Source organism: Dyadobacter sp., from assembly GCF_039919315.1.
GTDB lineage: Bacteria > Bacteroidota > Bacteroidia > Cytophagales > Spirosomataceae > Dyadobacter.
The window spans coordinates 134,407-153,613 of the sequence record NZ_JBDSFX010000001.1 but is presented as its reverse complement, the minus strand read 5'-3'; the positions used below and the strand labels follow the sequence as shown (position 1 = coordinate 153,613).

Annotated in this window: 13 protein-coding genes; 6 read left to right on the top strand and 7 right to left on the bottom strand. The window is 45.2% G+C overall.

From position 1 onward, the window contains the following. Positions 1–5 precede the first annotated feature (5 nt). The 4 genes from ABIO93_RS00690 to ABIO93_RS00675 all read left to right on the top strand — a co-directional run bounded on the left by ABIO93_RS00690 (position 6) and on the right by ABIO93_RS00675 (position 5,817). Positions 6–1,118, top strand: a complete 1,113-nt coding sequence (locus ABIO93_RS00690; RefSeq protein ID WP_348063515.1) for an iron ABC transporter permease — start codon at positions 6–8, stop codon at positions 1,116–1,118. Then, entirely contained in the window at positions 1,115–1,912 is a 798-nt protein-coding gene (locus ABIO93_RS00685) for a heme ABC transporter ATP-binding protein (protein ID WP_348063514.1), read from the top strand. The genes ABIO93_RS00690 and ABIO93_RS00685 overlap by 4 nt, the downstream gene beginning before the upstream one ends. A gap of 27 nt (positions 1,913–1,939) precedes the next feature. Next, complete coding sequence (locus ABIO93_RS00680) at positions 1,940–2,989, top strand: ChuX/HutX family heme-like substrate-binding protein (protein WP_348063513.1); 1,050 nt, start codon at positions 1,940–1,942, stop codon at positions 2,987–2,989. Between the two features lie 275 nt (positions 2,990–3,264). Continuing rightward, a complete protein-coding gene (locus ABIO93_RS00675) occupies positions 3,265–5,817 on the top strand; it encodes an adenosylcobalamin-dependent ribonucleoside-diphosphate reductase (RefSeq protein WP_348063512.1) in 2,553 nt (850 codons plus the stop codon). Positions 5,818–5,902: 85 nt separating this feature from the next. Here ABIO93_RS00675 and ABIO93_RS00670 read toward each other — a convergent pair whose 3' ends face one another. The 5 genes from ABIO93_RS00670 to ABIO93_RS00650 are packed head-to-tail and all read right to left on the bottom strand — an operon-like array spanning position 5,903 to position 10,874. Continuing rightward, positions 5,903–9,040, bottom strand: coding sequence for a T9SS type A sorting domain-containing protein (locus tag ABIO93_RS00670; RefSeq protein ID WP_348063511.1), 3,138 nt, complete (start codon positions 9,038–9,040; stop codon positions 5,903–5,905). A 55-nt stretch (positions 9,041–9,095) separates the two neighbouring features. Next, positions 9,096–9,539, bottom strand: coding sequence for a hypothetical protein (locus ABIO93_RS00665; RefSeq protein WP_348063510.1), 444 nt, complete (start codon positions 9,537–9,539; stop codon positions 9,096–9,098). 3 nt (positions 9,540–9,542) lie between these two features. Beyond that, entirely contained in the window at positions 9,543–9,986 is a 444-nt protein-coding gene (locus ABIO93_RS00660) for a carboxypeptidase-like regulatory domain-containing protein (protein WP_348063509.1), read from the bottom strand. A 3-nt stretch (positions 9,987–9,989) separates the two neighbouring features. Further along, on the bottom strand, positions 9,990–10,427 hold the full coding sequence (locus ABIO93_RS00655) for a carboxypeptidase-like regulatory domain-containing protein (RefSeq protein WP_348063508.1): 438 nt from the start codon (positions 10,425–10,427) through the stop codon (positions 9,990–9,992). Between the two features lie 3 nt (positions 10,428–10,430). Continuing rightward, positions 10,431–10,874, bottom strand: a complete 444-nt coding sequence (locus ABIO93_RS00650; RefSeq protein ID WP_348063507.1) for a carboxypeptidase-like regulatory domain-containing protein — start codon at positions 10,872–10,874, stop codon at positions 10,431–10,433. 274 nt (positions 10,875–11,148) lie between these two features. Here ABIO93_RS00650 and ABIO93_RS00645 point away from each other — a divergent pair, with 274 nt between their 5' ends. Next, entirely contained in the window at positions 11,149–11,370 is a 222-nt protein-coding gene (locus ABIO93_RS00645; RefSeq protein WP_348063506.1) for a helix-turn-helix transcriptional regulator, read from the top strand. Between the two features lie 57 nt (positions 11,371–11,427). Here ABIO93_RS00645 and purB read toward each other — a convergent pair whose 3' ends face one another. After that, positions 11,428–12,783, bottom strand: coding sequence for an adenylosuccinate lyase (purB, locus tag ABIO93_RS00640; RefSeq protein ID WP_348063505.1), 1,356 nt, complete (start codon positions 12,781–12,783; stop codon positions 11,428–11,430). Positions 12,784–12,938: 155 nt separating this feature from the next. On the opposite strand from purB, the gene ABIO93_RS00635 reads away from it, so the two are divergent. Further along, positions 12,939–13,679 carry an MIP/aquaporin family protein gene (locus ABIO93_RS00635; protein WP_348063504.1) on the top strand — a complete coding sequence of 247 codons (741 nt, stop codon included), beginning with the start codon at positions 12,939–12,941 and terminating at the stop codon, positions 13,677–13,679. Between the two features lie 3 nt (positions 13,680–13,682). Here ABIO93_RS00635 and ABIO93_RS00630 read toward each other — a convergent pair whose 3' ends face one another. Next, complete coding sequence (locus ABIO93_RS00630) at positions 13,683–19,139, bottom strand: MG2 domain-containing protein (protein WP_348063503.1); 5,457 nt, start codon at positions 19,137–19,139, stop codon at positions 13,683–13,685. Positions 19,140–19,207: the final 68 nt, after the last annotated feature.

Genomic DNA, 19,207 nt, shown 5'->3' with positions numbered 1-19,207 from the left:
ATTTCATGATAGCTGAAATCACAAGCAAGCCGGATTATAGCAAGGGAAACCAGGTTTCCGAAAAGCATCAGTTGCCTTCATCCAAAAGTAAAATGATCTGGATATTGGGCGTGCTGCTGGCGGTGTGCGTTGTTTTTTCAGCGGGCAACGGAGCTGTTCACATTTCGGTAATGGAATTGGGAGAGATCATTGCCTACAAGGTCGGGCTAATAACGAGTACCAGGGTGGAAGAGCAAAAATCCATTGTATTCTGGGTCATCCGTCTGCCTCGTGTATGCTTGGGTGTGCTCATAGGTGCAGGCCTGAGTATTGCAGGTGCATCTTTGCAGGGGCTTTTCCGTAATCCCATTGCCGATTCGACATTGATCGGGGTAACCTCAGGCGCATCATTGTTTGCGGTATTCGTGATCATGCTCAATGTAAAATACTTTGGAATTTTGAATGAAGTAGCAGGCGTATACGGCATATCATTTGTCGCTTTTCTGGGTGCAGCTGTCACTACTTTTTTGGTATATCAATTATCGAAATTCACAGGCGATGGGGGTGGTGTGACGACCTTGTTGCTTTGCGGCATCGCCATTAATGCATTCGTAGGGGCCATGACCGGCCTGATGACCTACATCGCGGACGACGAACAACTTCGTTCGATTACATTCTGGAACCTGGGCAGCCTGGGTGGCGCCAACTGGACATCTGTTATGGCGGTGGCGCCATTTGTAGCGGTTTCCGTAGTGTTTATGCCTTACCTGGCCAAGGCCTTGAACCTGCTGGTGCTGGGCGAAAGTCAGGCAGCCAGCCTGGGGGTGAATATGAAGTTACTTAAACGAAAAGTCATTATCCTGGCCACAATGGGCGTTGGGGCCTCCGTCGCAGTAGCGGGTACGATCGGCTTCGTAGGGCTGGTGGTGCCGCATATCATCCGGACCGCATTCGGCCCCAGCCACCGCACATTGCTGGCTGGATCGGCATTGGGCGGGGCTATCGTACTCACATTGGCAGATATGCTTTCAAGGACGATAGCTGCTCCATCCGAGCTTCCCATAGGCATTCTGACATCATTGCTGGGCACTCCTTTCTTCATTTATATTCTCTGGGAGCAAAAAAGAAAGGGGATATGATAGCGGTTCGTAATGTAGGATTTGAGGTCAGAAACAGAAGGCTTTTACATGAAGTCAGTTTTGATGTGCAGCCCGGCGAGTTCTGGGCTATTGTAGGAGCAAATGGTGCGGGTAAATCAACTCTGATCAAGTTGCTTTCGTCTGAGCATGCACCTGCTTCCGGCTCTGTTTTTTTTCAGGGGAAGGATTTGAAAAAGTATAAACTGAAAGAACTGGCTAAGAAAAGAGCGGTACTGGCTCAGAAAAATACAATTTCACTGTCATTTTCAACACAGGAAATTGTGCTGATGGGGAGGTACCCGTTTTACGACACCGAACCTGAGCAGCGAGATCTGGCCGTTGTAGATTTATGTTTGAAAAAAGTAGGGATAGCAAATCTAAAAGACAGGCTTTACCCTACACTTTCCGGCGGAGAGCAGCAACGGGTACAGTTGGCAAGAACATTGGCGCAGATCTGGGAAACCGAAAATGGCCTCCTGTTACTCGATGAACCAACAACCGGCATGGACTTGCTGCATCAGTTTGAGACTTTTCAGCTGGCCAAGGAAATGACTTGCCGCGGATTCGGCGTGGTGGCGGTGGTGCATGATCTGAACCAGGCCCTGCAATATGCGGACCGGGTACTGATGTTGAAGGATGGGCAGACATTTGCGTCCGGCCGACCAGAAGATGTTCTGACAGAAGAGCACATTAAGGCAGTTTTTGGATTAACTGTACAGATTATTCAACCCGAAAGCACCAGTTACCCGATCATTGTGCCGCAAGTTGCAGCAGCCACATTAAGCGAAATATAAATATCATTCTCAAAAAATAACTATAAAATGAAATCAACCCTTTCACCGGATAGAACTGAATTGAAAGAGCGCTGGGCAGAATTTAAGGTCATTAATCCTAAAACAAGGATCCGTGACGCGGCCAGAGAACTGAACACGACGGAAGCGGAATTACTGGCCACCGGAATAGGTGAAAACGTGATCTTGCTCGAAGGAGATTTTCGTGAGCTGATTAAGGAAGTAGGCACATTGGGCTACGTAATGGCGCTGACACGCAATGATCATGTCGTGCATGAACGCAAAGGCGTATATGAGAAAATTTCCTTTAATAACCACGTTGGATTGGTGCTAGGGGAAGATATTGACCTCAGATTATTTCTGGGCGACTGGAAATTTGGTTTTGCAGTTTCCGAAAGTGATCGGCATAGCCTTCAATTCTTTAACAGCTACGGAGAAGCCGCTCATAAAATTTATTTAACCGAAAAAAGCAATAAGGAGGCTTACGATACATTGGTCGCAAAATATTCAGCAGCCGACCAGAACTTAAATTTGTTCATATCCCCCAAACCGGAAAAGGCGGCCGAGGGAGAAACCGCTCCTGACCTGGATGTAGCTGCTTTTCAGGCTGAATGGTTGGCTTTGAAGGATACCCATGATTTTTTTACACTTCTTCGCAAATATAAGTTGTCCCGGAAACAGGCGCTACGTCATGCGCCTGCCGGGTATGCCTATCAGATCAAGCCTGAAAGTATGAAACCGGTTTTCGATGCGGTTGCGGCCAGTCAGTTGCCTATCATGGTTTTTGTTTCTAATCCCAATTGTATTCAGATCCATACTGGCCCGGTAAGCAAGATTTTCGTCATGGGCCCGTGGCTTAACATTATGGATCCCGAGTTTAACCTGCATTTACGGGAGGACGCCATCGACGAGGCTTGGGTAGTAAGGAAACCAACCGCAGACGGGATTGTAACAGGTATTGAACTGATTGACAAAGACGGGGTAATGTTCAACCAGTTTTTCGGAAAGCGCAAGCCAGGGATTCCGGAACTAACCGAATGGGCACAGCTCATTGAACGTGCTGTTGTCAAAGCAGACTAAGCGTTTTAACACATTAAAGATAAATTTCGCCATAGTAATTAAAAATTACCGGTTTCAACTAGAACCGGTTTTTTTTGGTTTAGGTTTCTCCGCGTTAATACTCCGAAAAATAAAAATTTGTACACTTTTTGAAATCTAAAAGTATTTAAAAATTTGATTTATAGTATGTTACAAATATTTTTTGGTAAACTTTTTTAATTTTAATCTCAATAAATCTATAAAATCTCTACATTTACAAACTCGTTCCTTAACAAAAACTTCACATACACCAGGCAATGGAATCCATAAAATCTTCACAATCAGAACGTACCTACACCACAGACGAAGCGTATCAGGCCTCGCTTCAATATTTTAAAGGCGATGACCTTGCTGCCCGGGTTTGGGTGAATAAGTATGCATTGAAAGATTCATTTGGAGCGATTTACGAAGCCACGCCGGATGATATGCACAGAAGGATAGCCAAGGAAATTGCGCGCATTGAAGCATTGTACCCTAACCCGCTCAGCGAAAACGAAATTTTTGACCTCATCAGGGATTTCAAATATATAATTCCGCAGGGAAGCCCGATGACTGGGATTGGTAATCCATATCAGATTGCATCTCTGTCCAACTGCTTCGTAATTGGCAATAATGGCGCTTCCGATTCATACGGAGGCATTATGAAAGTTGACCAGGAGCAGGTACAACTTATGAAAAGACGGGGAGGCGTAGGGCACGACCTATCCCACATCCGTCCGAAAGGTTCCCCAGTCAAAAATTCAGCATTGACTTCGACTGGTATCGTGCCTTTTATGGAGCGTTTTTCCAATTCGACCCGGGAAGTAGCGCAGGACGGTCGCCGTGGAGCATTAATGCTTTCTGTGGCGATCAGGCACCCTGACTCTGAGGATTTTATCGATGCCAAAATGGAGCAGGGCAAGGTTACCGGCGCCAATGTTTCCGTCCGTATTGACGACGAATTTATGAGGGCTGTGGATGCTGGTGGCATTTACAGACAACAGTACCCAATCAACAGCACTTCGCCTTCGCATATCAAGGAAATTGACGCTACGGCACTTTGGAAAAAGATCGTACACAATGCATGGCAGTCGGCCGAGCCCGGAATCTTGTTCTGGGATACGATTATCCGTGAATCTGTACCCGATTGCTACGCTGACCTGGGATACCAAACGGTTTCTACGAACCCTTGCGGCGAGATTCCGCTTTGTCCGTACGATTCTTGCCGTTTGCTGGCGATTAATTTGTTTTCGTATGTTGACAAACCATTTACGGCAAAGGCAGCATTCAACTGGACATTGTTCAAGAAACACATTGCAGCCGCTCAGCGCATGATGGACGACATCATTGATCTGGAACTTGAAAAAATTGATGCGATCATTCATAAGATAGATGCGGATCCGGAAGATGACGAGGTTAAACGTGTGGAACGTAATCTTTGGCTCAACATTCAAACTAAGGCAAAAGAAGGCAGAAGGACGGGTATCGGCATTACCGCAGAAGGTGATATGCTGGCGGCACTGGGCTTGCGTTACGGAAGTGATGAGGGAACTGAATTTGCCGTAGAAATTCATAAGACTGTGGCGCTGGAAGCATATAGAGGTTCGGTTCACACTGCCAAAGAAAGAGGCGCATTCGCGATTTTCAGCTCGGAAAGAGAGAAGGAAAATCCATTCATTATCAGACTGAAGGAGGCTGACGCCCAGCTTTATTATGAAATGCTGGAATACGGAAGAAGAAATATCGCATTGCTGACCATTGCGCCAACCGGTACTACCAGCCTGATGTCACAAACGACGTCCGGGATTGAACCCGTTTTCCTGCCAGTTTATAAAAGAAGAAGAAAAGTAAATCCGAATGATAAGGACGTTCGGGTGGACTTCGTGGATGAGGTAGGCGATTCTTGGGAAGAATACATTGTTTTCCATCATCGTTTCAAGGAATGGATGGAGATCAATGGTCATGATTTGACTAAAAATTACTCGCAAAAGGAGCTGGATGATATCGTCAAAAAATCGCCGTATTACAAAGCGACGTCTAATGATGTGGACTACCTGAAAAAGGTAAAAATGCAGGGCGCTATTCAGAAATGGGTGGACCATTCGATCAGTGTAACGATCAACATGCCGAATGATGTGACCGAGGAATTGGTGGGTGAATGCTATTTGGAAGCCTGGAAGGCGGGTTGCAAAGGCGTTACAGTATATCGGGACGGCTCACGCTCAGGAGTACTCATCGCCAATACAGAGAAAAAGGAGGAGAATGACCCTGACGCGCCTACACCTTTCCCGACAGAAAGACCGCAAACGCTCGAAGCTGATGTCGTTCGTTTTCAGAATAAAAAAGACAAATGGATCGCTTTCATTGGCACGATCGATGGCAGACCTTATGAAATTTTCACTGGGTTTGCCGACGATGAGGATGGTATCCTGATCCCGAGATGGGTGAATGAAGGACTGATCATTAAAAACCGGGAAGCGGACGGCAGTTCCCGTTACGATTTTCAATATAAAAATACGAGAGGTTATAAAACGACTATTGAAGGGTTATCCTACAAATTCAATCCGGAATACTGGAACTATGCAAAGCTGATTTCCAGCACATTAAGACATGGTATGCCGATTGAAAAAGTAGTTGACCTCATCAGCAGCCTGCAACTCGACGAATCCATTAATACCTGGAAAAATGGGGTGGCCCGTGCATTGAAACGATACATTCCGGATGGTACCGAGGCTGCAAAACAGAAATGTCAGAATTGTAATTCTACGAACCTGCTGTACCAGGAAGGGTGCCTGACTTGTAAAGATTGCGGTTCTTCGAAGTGTGGGTGAGGAATGGAAAAAGACTTGCCAAGTCTAGGCGACCCCGTCTTTAAAACTTGGCAAGTCTAGGTGACCCCGTCTTTCAAACCGAAAATTATTTCTTCAAAAAAGACATGCTCTTTTCGGTACCGTCCTGCAACCTGATTTTCACGATATATTTTCCAGGAAGCAGGTCCTTTTCAATCAATCCTTTCGAAATTTCGCTGGATTCCCGCAGAAGATTTCCATTAAGGTCATAAATGCTGATCGTATTAACCTCGTCTCGTTTTCCTGATAAGACGTTCAGGGACTCTCCTGTAGTAAGCGGATTGGGAAAAACAGCCCAATTACCCTCATCGTCCCACTGTAAATTCCGGATCTTGCTGAAAGCATAGGTACTGTCCGTGTCAACCATTTTCAAACGGTAGTACATCATTCCGATAACGGGTTCCGGGTCTGTAAACGAATAATAGACATGATCAGAGGTGTATTCGTGTGCGGGTACTTTCCCAATACTTCGCCACGCCCGGCTATCGGAACTCTTTTCTATTTCAAAATGATCGCTGCCTATTTCCCGGGACGTTTGCCATTCCAATATGGCCTTACTTCCTTCCGCTGTAATATCAAAACTGACGAGATGCACGGGTAATGCAATGCGCGGATCAATTTCCGCAAAGAATGAGGCAAACTCCTGAAACATGCCGCGGGCAATCAGCGCAGAGGCAGGTACAAAAGTACCGTTTTCCGTCGCGGCATACAAGATATCTGAAATCGAGTAATGGGCAAATACATTGTCGTTATTGGCAAGAGTTAGCACAAAATCACCCTCCCAGTTATCATTCACAATGGTTTCTGCAATTATACTTTGGGGACTGCAATCCTTAACCTCCACACTAACGGTATAAGTGCTGCTAATATCCTTGCGATTGGGGTAGGTCCGGGTACATGTCACATCATAGTGGTCCGCTCTTTCCGCCTGAAAGGTGATCTGGTCGCCGGTTGTCGTAAAATACTGATTGGAAGGCAATACCGTCCAATTGTGCACATACATTCCATTGGAAGGAGTAGCCAGCGACACGGTAATGTTCGCCGTATTGTCTTCTGTGCTTCTTTTGGCATAAAACGGAAAACAGATCGTGAACGGCGGCGCAATGGCTGGAACTGGAGGAATGGGAAGTGCCGGGCATGCGGCGATATTTGTCAGGAGGTCTTCGGCTTGGCCCATATTGCCAAATGTAGCAAAATCAGGATTGACATGGGAAGAATTAAGGCCGTCTGCTCGACCGTATATAGCTGCAAAAGGAGTTTGTCGATTCACAATTGCTGCATTTACATTCCAAACATTAAGCTGCATACGCTCATTTTGCGTATTTCTCGGTCCTTGATAGTCAATAGAGCTAAATGTAGGTACAAAGCAAAACCGAAAATAGGTTTTATTCTTTCCAAAAAGTTTATTTGGAATTCCCTCCTCAAATATCCTTCCGCCCGGCAGGAAATCATCATTTAGTGAACTATTATATTTCTTATTCACTCCCAACGCAGATGCAAGTAGTCCCCAGGTTGCAAACCGAAGCACCGATTCATTCTGACTTAACTGATTGGTGTGTACATCGATATTTGCATTCTGCAAGTTCTGTAACCCGGGGGTGAAGCCGAGCAAAATCCTGCTGCCATAATTATACTGGTTAAACACACTGAGGTCAGTCGCATCCATGCTGCCGTGTATTACCGCTATATTTCGGCAACTCTGCGGGTATCCGCCGTTGCCAAGTGCCAGAAGCTGTGTCCGAAAAGAATCGAAGAGCGGGCTTTTGTTTCCCACACCGGTGTTGATGCTTCCTCCCCAGTGCAAAAGCATTTGCTGGGCTGCCGGTGTATTTAATGCTTCGTAGTAATTCCGCCATCCTTTGGCGAGAAACTTAAAAATGACCTGCGTTAGGACAGTAATATTAGTTTCCCAGTAAAGTTGCGTCATCCCAACTGGCACATTGGCTCCCTGATGAGGCGTATCATAGCAGATCATTAGATTTACCTGATGCGCAATTCCCTGATTTTCCATTTCCCGAAGCGCCCAACGGGCTACTAACCCGCTCATGCTTTCGCCCACCACAATAGAGGGATTGTTACCGGTTTTCATTTGGTTTACTTGCTGAATCAAGGCTTTTAAAACTTGTGCATTGTTTTGAATCGCATCGCGAGCATCTGTGTAATCCAGAAGGACCAGGTCATATCCCTCCGGAAGGTAATCTTCAAACGCATCGCGGTATTTCGCTTCCAGATAGTCCAGATTCACATTTTGCCCCATATCAAATCCTTCGGCAATAATGATGGGTTTGTTAAGAATGTTGTCACAACCCAGGACAATCCGGATGTTACCCCCTACCAGCGCTGTTCTTGCAGCTCTATTCGCGGTATTTGCTAATGAAGTGTCTGTCCAGATACGGGGAGCGGTCACCTCAAATTCCATAAAAGGTTTGACACGTTCCAGCTGCAATACATTTACTAAGGTTTGAAAAACAAAAACGTTATGCCCTGATTTTAGACGAAGATCAATTTTGTGTTTGCCGATATTGGCAAACTGATGAGGGATTAACTGTGTCGAAAGCGGGTAAACAGCATACCCTTTCCCGTCATGAAAGTCGATTTCCAGGTTTTGAATGGGGTGGTCATGATTTGAGATATAAAGACCTGGATCTAATCTGAATAAAACATCGGCCTGAAATACATCTTCCTGTAAAACGGACGCCATCATGATCCTGACGGGATCGTAGGCTAGAAAATCGACCGCTTTCCCATTTTTCTTTTTTTGCTCATTGTCCGCAATCTGCTCACCGGTGAGGTATATACTTTCCAGATCCAGGATGCCGATGGGGACCACATTGTTTTTGGTTGCCTTGTTCGGATCTGTTTCCGTGAGCTTATTAAGATCCGGCAGGCGGTTGCTTGCGGGACGAAGATCCGTATCGATGAGCCGTTCGTACAGATTTTGCCATTCTTCCGCTGTTACCGTTTCGGGTGAAGGAATATGACCAGGTTTGGAAAGCGATTGGAATGACTCTACTTCATGCGAACTGATTACGCCATTGTTAAGCAGTAACATTTTTCCCAAACCAGTGAGGTCCAGCCGCGAAAGTTGCTCTTGTTTTTGTTTCTCATAATTGTCAGCAGTTTGGGCAAGGGATGAAGGAAGGCTAAAAAGAATGGCGATACTAACTGTTAGGAGGGTAATGCGGAAATTGTAAGTGTGTTTCATTTGAGATTGATGATTAATGTGTGATAAAAAGATTGGCCGTTTTGTTCATAGGCGCTCATTTTGGGATTAGTTGAAAATCATATTTGGTCTTTTCTCCTAGTTCAGCATAACAGCAGTCGTTGGTTTTTACATCGTTTCGAAAGACGTAGTGACCTAAGTATTGGTTCGTGAATTTTGGATTCAGGGAGTTGGAAAATGGGATTGCAATTGAAAGTGATGAATACTCTTTCGGCACATCCAGCATTATTTCATATCCCCCGTTTTGATTGGAGTAAAACTCCTTTAGCTTGTCATACTTTAGGCCAGTAACCCCTCTAACTCGTAATAAGATACTATCCACCGGCTGCCCATTCTGATCCGTAATTGTTCCATAAATCGTCGTCGTCCTATCCTGTTTCAGAAAGCAATCACTGAGCAGCAATGCCAAGCCGCCGAATAGGATAGTAGAGGAAAGAATGCTAAGGAGTTTTGAAAATGAGTGCATTGGATTTTGTTTCATGGCTTATTTGGGGATTAGTTGAAAATCATATTTGGTCTTCTTACCAATAGTTGCCGGACAACAGGTACCTGTCCGGACACCGTTCTCTTTGGAATAATAATCAAGATAACTTCGCATGAATTTAGAATTCTCGGAAGTATTGAACGGAATTCCAGTATCAACCGCAGAATACCTCTTAGCAGGCTCAATAACAATTTCATATTTTCCTTCGTCATCGGAATACGTTTTTTTAAGTGTCTCGTATTTGAATCCTTGAACACCATCGGCTATAACCAAAATACTATCAACCGGCTGCCCATTTTGATCCGTGACCGTTCCATAAATAATAGTCGTCCTGTCCTGTTTCAGGAAGCAATCACTGAGCAGCAATGCCAGGCCGCCGAAAAGGATAGTAGAGGAAAGAATGCTAAAAAGTTTTGAAAATGAGTGCATTGGATTTTGTTTCATGGCTTATTTAGGGATTAGTTGAAAATCGTATTTTGTTTTTTCTCCGATTATGGCGGAGCAGCAGCTGCTTGTTTTTATACCATTCTTAGATAAGTTGAATCCTAGATACTTGGTTGTAAATTTTGGATTACCAACAAATGGAATAGCCAGACCGGCGGATGAAAATTCTTTTGGCATTTCTACGACAAGTTCATAATCACCGTTTTTGTCACTAAATGTTTCTTTTTGAATTACATACTTGAAGTCTTTGACACCTTGTACTATAACCAGAATACTATCTACCGGCTGCCCATTCGGATCTGTAACCGTTCCATAAATCATCGTCGTCCTGTGCTGTTTGAGGAAGCAATCACTGAGCAGCAATGCCAGGCCGCCGAAAAGGATAGTAGAGGAAAGAATGCTAAAAAGTTTTGAAAATGAGTGTGTTATGGATTGTTTCATGGCTTATTTGGGGATTAATTGAAAATCGTATTTTGTTTTTTCTCCAATAGAGGCAAAGCAGCAACTACCAGTGCTAATTCCGTTTTTTTTGCTGTAAAAATCTCGGTAGCCTCGCTTGTATTTGGGATTATTTTTGGAAGAATAGGGGATATTTCCTAATGCAGATGAATACCTTTTAGGAACTTCAACAACCATTTCATAGTTACCGTTTTTATCTGAAAAGGTCTCTTTTAACTGTTCGTACTTAAAGTCCTGGACCCCAGAGAACGTAACCAAAATACTATCCACCGGCAGCCCATTCTGATCGGTGACCGTTCCATAAATCGTCGTCGTCCCGTCCTGTTTGAGGAAGCAATCACTGAGCAGCAATGCCAGGCCGCCGAATAGGATAGTAGCGTAAAGTGGGCTGAATGGCTTTGGATGTGATATTATAGGCTTTTGTTTCATTGCATATTAGAGTGCAGAACCTGTTTTTTTAATTTCGCTAGTCGCTGCATAACACGAGCTATCCATAAACTTTTACAAAGTCAGCAGAAATTTTATTACTTGAATTATAAATTTTAAACGCAGCTTTACCGTACCAGTAAAGCGATTAGTACATGGGATACTTGCTGTCCAGATAGGGTGTTTGGAGTTACAAAATCTTAATCTTATGTTTGTCCGAAGTCAACGTTTGAAGCCTCTAAATGATGAAATACATGTACGCTTTCAAACCGGAAATATGTCCGCAGGAGAATTATTGCGCCGATATCGCCTTGAAAATAATTTGACACAACAACAGATGGCCAATTTGCTTGGCATCTCACAGGCTGCCTATCACAAATGGGAAAGTGAACTCACCAAAATACCGATTGATAGATATTTCAGTATCTCGGTAGTCTGTAATGTAAAATTGCACGATATGCTGCCGGAGAACTGGCAGAAGAAGATAAATTCGGAATAAACTTTCCAGGTATAGGCGACCCCGTCTCCAAAACCTGGAAAGTCTCATTTTCTTATATCAATGATTTTCCTCTACTACCCCCAAATAATTAAAGGGAGAAAGTTCACGCAATTCTTCACGTATTTTTTCTGAAACATCGAGGGTTTCAATGAAACGTGAAATGGAATCGTGGGTTATTTTATCATTAGTACGGGTCAATTCTTTCAGCGCCTCATAAGGTTTTGGATAGCTTTCGCGGCGCAGGATAGTCTGGATCGCTTCCGATACCACAGCCCAGTTTTCTTCCAATTCAGCTTTCAGGATCTCTCCATTGAGCTCCACTTTGCCAAGGCCTTTCAAAAGCGAGTTCAATGCGATCGCCAAATGCGCCAATGGTACTCCGATGTTTCTGAGTACAGTGGAATCGGTCAGGTCGCGTTGGAGACGGGAAATAGGAAGTTTTGCAGCAAAATGTTCAAACAATGCAGAAGCCAGCCCCAGGTTTCCTTCCGAGTTTTCAAAATCGATCGGATTAACTTTATGCGGCATGGCAGAAGAACCTACTTCACCCGCTTTGATCTTTTGTTTGAAATAACCCATGGAAATGTAAGTCCACATATCCCGGTTCAGATCGGTCAGGATCGTGTTCAGTCTTTTCAAACAGTCAAAAGTCGCGGCTAGGTTGTCGTAATGCTCGATTTGCGTGGTATGACGACTTCTTTTTAATCCCAAACCTTCTACAAAATGGTGCCCGAAAGCCATCCAATCCTGTTTCGGGTAGGCAACATGGTGTGCATTGAAGTTACCGGTCGCTCCACCGAATTTAGCGGAATGCGGGATTTTGTCCAGCATTTCCAGTTGCCGTTCCAAACGCTCTACAAAAACCAGAAATTCCTTTCCTACGCGTGTGGGTGAAGCCGGCTGTCCGTGCGTGAAAGCCAGCATAGGCACATTTTTCCATTCGATAGACATTCTTTTCAACACAAAAAGAACCTGACGGAACAATGGTTTGATCTGCCGTTCCAGCGCATCTTTGAGAGAAAGCGGAATGGCAGTATTATTAATGTCCTGAGAAGTAAGCCCGAAGTGAATGAACTCCTGGTAGCTCTCAATTTCCAGTTTTTCGAATTGTTCTTTGATAAAATATTCAACCGCCTTAACATCGTGGTTGGTTACTTTTTCAATATCCTTTATATGCAGGGCATCCTGCTCGCTGAAATCTTCATAGATCTTGCGCAGTGATGCATATTTTTTCTTATCAAACTCTGATAATTGTGGCAGTGGAATTTCGCAAAGTGCGATGAAATATTCGATTTCAACGTACACTCTGTAGTAGATAAGCGCATATTCAGAGAAATACGCCGAAAGTTCAGAGACTTGTTTGTAATAACGACCATCAACGGGAGAGATAGCCGTAAGTTGATTTAATGACATGATTTTCAATACACAAATTGATTATCAGACAAAGTTAGTAGAATTCAGCGTCCAAAAATGGTAAAAATGTCATCAAATATTCTTTTTGGGATTAGGGGTAGATTTTATAAAACTATTCGCATATTCGTTCATTCAATCAGACTTTTACAAAACTCATGCAGCCTTCACCCTTTATCGGCGAACTAGTCGGAACAATGGTCCTTATTTTGTTAGGCAATGGCGTTGTTGCCAATGTAGTACTCAAAAAGACAAAAGGCGAAAGTGCCGGTTGGATAGTCATCACGGCAGGCTGGGGTTTTGCGGTCATGATCGGAATATTTGTGGCCAATGCATTTGGAAGTGCCGCTGCGCATCTTAATCCTGCCGTGACAGTTGGTCTGGCGGTGCTTCGTAAGGATTACAGCCTGATCGCCAGCTACGTTCCCGCTCAGTTGATCGGGGCTTTTTTGGGTGCAATATTGGTCTGGCTGCAATATCTACCACATTGGAAGGCAACGGAAGATCCGGGTGCTAAGCTGGCATGTTTCGCAACTGATCCCGCGGTGAGAACAACTGGTCCTAATTTTATCAGTGAATTTATCGCTACCGTCTTACTGATTATCGGTGTAGTAGCAATCGGTTATGCGGGTACATCCGATCCCGAAAGAGGCGGAATTCCCTCGGGAGTAGCACCCTACCTGGTAGGCATGCTGGTCTGGAGCATTGGTTTATCATTGGGCGGAACCACTGGTTACGCCATTAATCCGGTGCGCGACCTGGGCCCGAGAATCGCCCACGCTATCCTACCTATACCCAACAAGGGTAGCTCTGACTGGGGTTATGGCTGGATTCCGGTGGTGGCTCCCATTGCAGGAGCCATTGTTGCCGGATTGATCCTGCGCTTTTTCTACTTCTGATTTTTATTCTACTGTAATTTTTCCACCTCCCGAGTAACTTCTGTATTCGCCCTGGTACATGGCGTCCGCAGCGGCTGGGCCGGCTGTGAATGTTCCTTTGGAAATGATCCGTACCTGGTAATAGAATGATTTTTCCTGTTTATCGGCTGTCGTGAAGAAATGAATGCGATCGTCACGGATAGCATAATATTCGGGGATTGCGGCATTGGTTATCCACGGCATGTCACGGGGCTCGGTGACGCGCGGGTTTTCTATTTCAAAACCTGAGGGGAGGAGATCTGTTACCACAATATTTTCGATGGGTAAACCATTGGTACTAGCCAATGTAAGCTTCACCACGACCAAATCATTCTGATGAAATGCCTGTACTGGCGTCCCATCGCGGTTCAGGTACTGTCTGCGGATGCTCAAACCCTGATCTTCTTCGGCATAAGTACCGGTAGCGGACATCCCTTCCGACTGAGCAAACCAGTAAAGATCTCCCTTACCCTGCGTTTTGACAGCTATCTTTTGATTGACAATTCCTTTCGAAATTTTGACTTCCTTTCCCGTGAATGTGGCCAATGATTTTCCATTGACCGTCGCTGTGGCCGTAACCGTAGATCCGGATGTTTTCTTGGCCAGTTTTCCCAAAGCAAGTACAGCGAATGATGCTTCCTGGGTGTTCAGATAAGATGCTGATTGAATGCCTTTGGACAGTTGGCGTGCCATAACCGGTACCTGTAAGTTAGCGGGGTCGGTTTCCAATAATGTATTGAGTACCAATGAAAGGTTGCGCAGTGGAGACGAATAGCTGTTGTCGTAGAACTGCGGACCCGTTTCAAGTGTGTATTTTTTTGGTAGCAATGCAGCAAAACTTCTGGCGTCACCAGCTAATTGAAATGCTCCTGCCAGCAAATATTTAGAATCAATGGTAAGCAAATGTGGGTTTTGCTTGTAATAATTCATGGAAGACCGGTTGGGATGGCCGTTGAGAGCGAGCACATAAAGCGAGTAAATCGCCTCGCGACGGGCAACTGTTTTACGGATTTGCGTTCCGGCAGCCTGGCCATCGAAACCTGGCGCTGGGTTTGTGCTCGCGGTAACAACCTCCCGGGTTGCAGTGGTACCTGTTTGAGTAGTGAGGTAATCCAATGCGCGGCTGATCGTTTTTGCATTCGTCTCAAATCCTGCCCTGCGTGCTTCTTCCAGAAAATGAACGGCATAGGCAGTCGCCCACCAGTCCTCCTGCGTCGCGCCAGGCCACATGCCCATACCACCATTAAAAATTTGTTGCGATTCGACTTTGCGGATCGCCTGCTGCACATTGGTCATCGGGTTGAAGTCACTTTCACCATTTTTTACGATGTACACCGGCGCAGCCATAGCCTTGGCCAGCTCAGCGAAGTAAATTTGAGGAAATGCTTTGGAAACCGTTTGTTCCAGACAGCCAAAAGGATAACCCAGCAATGTCGAAAGTGCTTTTCCGCCTCCCTGAACCAGTGGCGACCTGCTCAGTACTACCTGACTGCGGCTTGTTGCGGGGATAAATGATGAGGTCAGATCGATCAGGCCTTGCTTTTCTCCCGCTATCATGCCTGAGGTACTGGTTTTTAACAACGGCGAAGCTGGGCGGATGGTCAGTTCTGTCTGGTTTACAAATGTTTCATTAAATGCATTGACCTTCACAATGATCTTCCCTATCCCAATGGCTTGCAATGCCCGGATCGAAAATACTGCTCTGGTTTCCTTTCCGGCTGCAATGTTTATCTTTTGAGTTAGCGCCGTTCCTGCTGCCAACGGGCCGCTAAGTTGTAAGGAAACGGTGGCATTAGCGGGTCTTTTTTCGGTGTTACTGATGTTGACCGGAAGTACCAGTTCATCGCCCGGGCTTAGGAAGCGAGGTAATCCCGCGCTGATCACGACAGGATCGGCCACCTTCATATTTTTTGTAGCTGAGCCAAATGCATTGTCTTTATAAGCCACGGCCATTAATCTCAGATCGCCGCTGAATTGTGGAATGTTCACATCAAAAGAGGCTTCACCGCTTCCATTCGCAGTCAATATGCCGCTCCAAAACGAAACTAGCTCGGTACGACCATTGCTTAGCGGATTAATTCTGCGTTCCAGATCGTAGCCGTCACCACCAAAGCTGGATGTTCCGCTGATGCTCAGCTCGGGGAACAATTGTGCATATAAATCGTGACTGGTCACTTCCAATGCTCTTTTTTGGTAAAAATGACCGTGAATGTCCGGTGTCTTTGTATTCTTAATTTGTAAAATACCTTCGTCAACTACCGCCAATGTTATCTGCGCATTGGGCTGGGTTTTAATCCTGATCGTTTGTTTCGTTTTCGATCGTGATTTCTCAACTGCGGTGATCGTTACGGCTAGTTTGCGTTCGGGATCTTCTACCATTAACGGCGTAAATCCGTGTGCTACCGTCAATGGCATATCCGAGGCGTCTAATGTCCGTATCAATGTGGCCGTGACGAATACATTGGGTAAATGTTCTTCTTTAATACTCAGTTTCAGTTCTGCCGCTTTCTTCTCCGTCGTCAGAATGTGCTGTTCCAGTACATTGTTCCTTTCGACCGTAACGAGTAGCCTGCCGTCAAATGGTGTTTTGAATAAAATTTTCGCTGTTTCTCCGATCTTATATTTATCCTTGTCAGTTTCCATCAACACCCGCCCTTCATTGCTTACTTCGAAAGAAGAATATTGTGTGTAACCATAGCCATAAGCGTAAAATCGCGAGAGCGTATAGTGCTCAGCGCCAGGACGTCGCACCCGTACCTCATACTCACCCGACACCGTTGGAACGTATTGAAACGTACCTTTTCCTCCGGGCAAGTTTAGCGCATTGGAATACACTATCTTTTCATTCTTTCTGGAAGTATATCTCAGTTGCTCGTATTTTTTTTCAACGACAGTCTGGTACTCAATTCTGATCACTTCCACCTGCGCAGAAGAACCACTTTGCAAAACTCCCTTGCGATTAACGCCCACGATTTCAACAGGAAGCGGAGCATTAGTCCCTACGTAAAAATCCGGGAGGCGTATGCCATAAAATGTGGGTTGTGTGTAAACATCAAATCGTTGCAGTCTGTTGACGGGGCGCCCGTTTTCATCAAATACGGTCACATAAATCTTCCCTTCCAGCAAACCAATGTCTTTGAGACCGGCTGCGAGTACAAATTTCTCCGTCGCCTGTCCTTGTTCGTTGGTAACTCCCTGCCGGGTTTCGCGTTCAAATGTAGTTTCTGCAGGAATGTCGAATGAAAAGTCGGGAAATGTAGGAGCGGTAAAACCTTTTCTTTTCAGTTGCGACTCCATTTCGTAAGTACGGTTGGTAGCAGGCGGCCCGAACAAATTCAATGCTGTGGCAGTGAGGGACACGGTCCCGCCCGAGACATAGTCGGCAGCAGCCCCACTCAGATCCACCTTAATGCGATCGGGCATAAATTCTTCCACGCTAACGGCGCGGGAAGCGAGCAGGATTTCATTCGCATTATACACTTCCAGCATATAGGTACCCGTCAGTACCGCTGCATCCAATGGTATTTCTGTTGCCACCGCGCCCTGTTCATTGGTAGTCTTCCGCCACGTCCGGTATTCTCTGCCATTGGGTGTCACTACCCTGATCTTCAAGGGAATGTCGTTTGCCTTTTGCCAGTTCTGGGTTCTGATGACCGTGTTGAAATGCATGGTTTCACCTGGGCGATAAATGTCGCGCTGGCCATAAATGAATGCCTGGAAACCGGAAGTGTTATCCCGCAGACCGTCAACTTCAAAACGGGAGGTTTCAACCTGGGTATCCGCCAAAACCAGATAGTTGAAATCCTCCTTACTGGTGGCCGTGATCATGGCGATCTTGAATCCGGGCGCTTTTTCGCCCAATTTTTCTACATGTGCCACGCCTTGTCCGTCTGTCGTAAGTGTGTGTACAGTCTGATTGTTGGAACTAACCAGCGTTATTTCCAGGTCTGAAACGGGTTCATTCGTTTTGATTGAATTAGCAAAAATCCAGATTTCATCCTTGCCCTGCTTGGCAATCAGGCCAATGTCAGAAATTGAAACCAGCTTGGTGGCGGAGAGGTAACCCTCGTCATTTGAATTAACGGTGACCAGATATACGCCGCGGCGCTGGTTGTCGTCGGGTAATGCAATGTTCAGGGCAGAAATTCCTTTGCTTTTGGGCAAATTTTCAGTTTCCACGGTTTTGTCAACCAGTACGTCGCTGAAACTGCTTTCTGCATCATCACTGTATTGAAAAGCACCCGTGGCCTGCCAGTCATCTCCGACGTAGGCATAATCCCCCCAGCGGTTATTTCTGATATAGTTCAGGATGTTATTGGCATATAATTTAGAAATGCGGACCTGAACCTTTGGCACATTCACGATTTGCACGCCAATGTTCTTAGCGCTTTTGGTGGACATATAAAGTGCTTTTTTGTTCGCAAATGAAATCGCCGCAGGCATTTTACCAAAAAACAGATCTCGTGAAGTCTCCTCTTCCAGTACCGGTCCGAGTACTCCTTTCAATGTTTTATTAAGTAGTAGATTATAGGTTTCGGTTTCATTGAATTCACCTCGAAGAATGAAGCCATTTTCTGTCGGTTCGGTTTGAATGTCGGCTAGTGGATTAAGGGCAAATCCATTTGCAACACTTTCCTTGCTTAGTTCCTGAGTGGTAATGATCCGTGCATATCCCGCATTGTTTTCGAATCCTGTTTTGATATCAACGATTTCCAGATGTAATGGAGAAGGCAGACTTGTGGTTTTAGAAAGCACTTCCTGACTGGTATAAGCAGTATTAGGTACTTTCACACCCTTATCTACCGTAATGTTGACAGGAATAGGGTTGTTATCGGCTTTGCCTGTGTTAGTCAATGAAACAGTTACAGCGTGATCATTATCGGAGGGCAATATTTTGTAATCCAATGACTGATCTGCTAAGGTAACTTTCAGCTTTTCTGCCAGATTCTGCCCATTCACCGGATAGTTGAAAATCAATCTTAACCGGGCTTCCTGCCGTCCGCTTTCCTGGGAAAGTGTCCACCAGCTTTCGGTTTCAACCAATTGCAGGTAAGGTGTGTGGAAATCAACCGGATCTGCGGAGACATTATATTTTTTATCCTTTTCAACTTTTTCGGTCAATAATCCAGTCAGTTTGGCTTTGTACGCAGTGGCGGCGCTGAAACCTGCGATGGGTGAAAAGATTAGTTCATTGGGAGCTGTCCATTTGAATTTGCCTCGCACAGCTGGTTCAAACTGTACATATTGTGTTGAATCCCAGTTGTTAAGGTCGCCCTGGGAAACGAGATCTTTGTTAAATGTAAATACCAGGTTTTGCGACTGGCTAATCTCGCTGTTGAAATTGGTGCCCGCAATCCTGACCTCATTGAGAGAGGAGCACGCATTGAGCAACAGACAGAACAAGGAGATAATTAAAATGCAGGCGGCAGAAGTCTTTTTCATAGGGAGAGAGAAGAAAACCGGAAATTTTACCGGATTTTATTTGCACGCTAACGCTAAAATTTTCGAGA